The organism is Halorubrum sp. AJ67 (genome assembly GCF_000513435.1).
Genome location: NZ_CBVY010000032.1, coordinates 5,990 through 8,863 on the forward strand (window position 1 = coordinate 5,990; position 2,874 = coordinate 8,863).

Consider the following 2,874-nt stretch of genomic DNA (forward strand, 5'->3'; position numbering starts at 1 on the left):
GACCCACAGCACGTTGACCTCCGTCTCGGTGTGGATACCGGCGTGTTTCAGCGCCTCGTGAATGGACATGTACGCGTCTTCGAGGGCGTACTTGCCCACGAGCGCCACGTCGATCTCTTTGTCGCGGTCGCGGGTGACCAGGTCCCGCCACTCGGTCGACCGCTCCGCCTTCGGGAGCGCCTCGTCGGCGAGTCCGAGCCGCTCCATCACGTACTCGTCTAACCCCTCGTCTTCGACCATCAGCGGGACGTGGTAGATGTCCTCGACGTCCGGGTTCGAGAAGACGGCGTCGGTGGGCACGTCACAGAACAGGGCGATCTTCTCTTTCGTCTCCGGGTCGAGCCGGTCCTCGCAGCGCCCGACGAGGATGTCCGGCTGAAGCCCGATCGAACGCAGTTCCTTCACGGAGTGTTGGGTCGGTTTCGTCTTCTGTTCGCCGTTCTTCGAGTAGGGGACGAGCGTGACGTGGGTGAAGAGGATGTCCTCGTCGTCCTCCTCGTGGGCGAACTGGCGGAGCGCTTCGAGGAACGGCATCGACTCGATGTCGCCGACCGTCCCGCCGATCTCGACGAGACACACGTCGCTGCCCTCGGCCGCCTCGCGGATGCGACGCTTGATGTCGTCGGTGACGTGCGGGATGATCTGAACGGTCTTGCCGAGGTAGTCGCCGGCGCGCTCGCGCTCGATGACGTGCTGGTACGTCTTCCCCGTGGTGACGTTGTGGTCGAACGTCATGTCGGTGCCGAGGAAGCGCTCGTAGTTGCCCAGATCGAGGTCGACCTCGCCGCCGTCCTTTAAGACGTACACCTCGCCGTGTTCGTACGGGTTCATCGTCCCGGCGTCGACGTTGAGGTAGGGGTCCACCTTGACGGCGGTGACGTCGAAGCCCGCGTTGGCGAGAAGACGCCCGGTGCTGGCGGCGGTGATGCCCTTGCCCAGCCCGGACATCACACCGCCCGTGACGAACACGAACTTCCGACCCATCGAGGGGTCGTACCCCGTGTCGGGATCTGCTGGCATATCGACCGTCCGTCAGGCCGGGTCAAAACCGTTTCGGACCCCACATTTCGGGTGGACGTTCGTGTTAATTCGGGACGCGTGGGGTTGTCGTGGAGGGGTATGTGCCATCGGCGTGGCGATGACAGCGGTTCTATCGGACATCGGTTTATAAGTCGAGGAGCGCGGATTCGGAGAAAACGCCGTCAAAATTCTGGTCGCTTGATTATACGGAGGGGTAGTTGTTTATAAATAGATTATCGACGCGGAGACCACCGAAGCCCCAGCCGGGAGGCGGACGCACGCTCGGAGCGGTCCTCACTCGGTCGCTATCGCTCCCTCGCTGCGGTCCTACCGTCGCCTGCGTCCGCCTCCCGGCTGCCCCTTCGATTCCCGCCCCGCACCGCACAGCACAGCCCCGCACCTCACACCTCCCCAGCCTCGTCAGCGGCTCCCGTTGGTCGCCGCTGACTCCCTCGCGCGGCGCTCCTCGCGCCCTTAAAAGGGCGCTCGGAGGCGCGCGCCACCGCGGATCTGATTATAAATAGCCGCCGCTGGTCACGTTCGAGTGAAGTTTTGCGAGGGAAGAACGCTCCGAGAGCGCCCTTCCGCATCACGGGGGTTGACCCCGGCGATGCGAGGGGAGGGATTTGAACCCACGGACCTCTACAGGAGCGGAGCTTGAATCCGCCGCCGTTTCCGGGCTTGGCTACCCTCGCACGCAGCCGGTCGTTCGATGTCGGTCTCCTTTATCCCGTCGGTTCCGCGCCGACCAGCGTCGCTCGGAACCCGTCGTCGGCGGATTCGCCGATCTCTAGGGTCCAGCCGTGCGCGGCCGCGACGCGCTCGACGATGGCGAGTCCGATCCCGGTGCCGCCCCCGCGGGAGACGCCGAACTCGGTCAGTTCGTCGCGCTCGCGCTCGTCGTCCGGGAGCCCCGGTCCGTCATCGGCGACGTACAGCCCGCGGTCGTCGACGCCGATTCGGACCGTCGATGCGTCGCTAGCGTGGTCGAAGGCGTTGCCGATCAGGTTCCCGACCGCGCGCCGGAGCAGTGTCGGGTCGCCCGTGACCGGCCCCGAGTCTTCGACGACGATCTCGGCGTCGGCCGGCCGATCCCCGAAGTCGCCGGACTCCAGGCAGTCGGCCGCGAGGTCGTCGAGATCGACAGCGGCGTCTTCGGTGTCGATCTCGGCCGGGTCGCGGGCCATCACGAGCGCCTCGCCGATCATCGACTCGATCCGGTCGAGCGCCTCCTCGGCGGCCGCCAGCCGCTCCGTGCTGCCCGTTTCTCGCGCGAGGTCGACGTAGCCGCGGGCGACCGACAGCGGGTTCCGCAGGTCGTGCGAGAGGAACCCGGCGAGGCGTTCGAGCCGCTCGTTGAGCCGCTCCAACTCCCGCTCGCGTTCGACCCGGTCCGTCACGTCGCGGATGACGCCGACCGCGCCGACGATCTCGCCGTCGCGCTCGATCGGGGTCAGCCGCGTCTCGGTGGTCACCTCGCTGCCGTCTCCGAGCGTCGTCGTGAGTTGGACCCGCTCGTCGTCGCTCTCTCCCAAGAGGACGCGGTCGATCACCGCCCGGTAGCGGTCGCCCGTCTCCTCGGTCCAGTACCCCGCCTCGACGAGCCGCTCCGGGTGTACCCCGTGGAGGACCGCCTCGTCGAACCCGGTCACCTCGCGGAGGCGGTCGTTGACGAACACGCGGTTCCGGTCGGCGTCGAGGACGTACGCGCCGTCGCCGAGCGCGTTCACGATCGACTCGGCGTGGTCGATCGGCGTCGACTCCGGCGCGGACTTCATACGATGGAGACGGCCCGAGCGCTCAAGTGTTCGGGGGGTAGCGGCAGTCGACTCGGGCGGTTTCGCCCGACCGCAC

Annotated in this window: 2 protein-coding genes and 1 tRNA gene; all 3 read right to left on the minus strand. The window is 67.0% G+C overall.

Annotated features, from left to right (window positions below):
* Window positions 1-1,020, minus strand: a 1,020-nt coding sequence (locus tag BN903_RS14690) for a CTP synthase (RefSeq protein ID WP_048078440.1), incomplete at its 3' end; no start/stop codon positions are given.
* 611 nt (window positions 1,021-1,631) lie between these two features.
* Window positions 1,632-1,715, minus strand: a tRNA-Leu gene (locus tag BN903_RS14695).
* Window positions 1,716-1,745: 30 nt separating this feature from the next.
* Window positions 1,746-2,798, minus strand: coding sequence for a PAS domain-containing sensor histidine kinase (locus tag BN903_RS14700; RefSeq protein ID WP_048078441.1), 1,053 nt, complete (start codon window positions 2,796-2,798; stop codon window positions 1,746-1,748).
* Window positions 2,799-2,874: the final 76 nt, after the last annotated feature.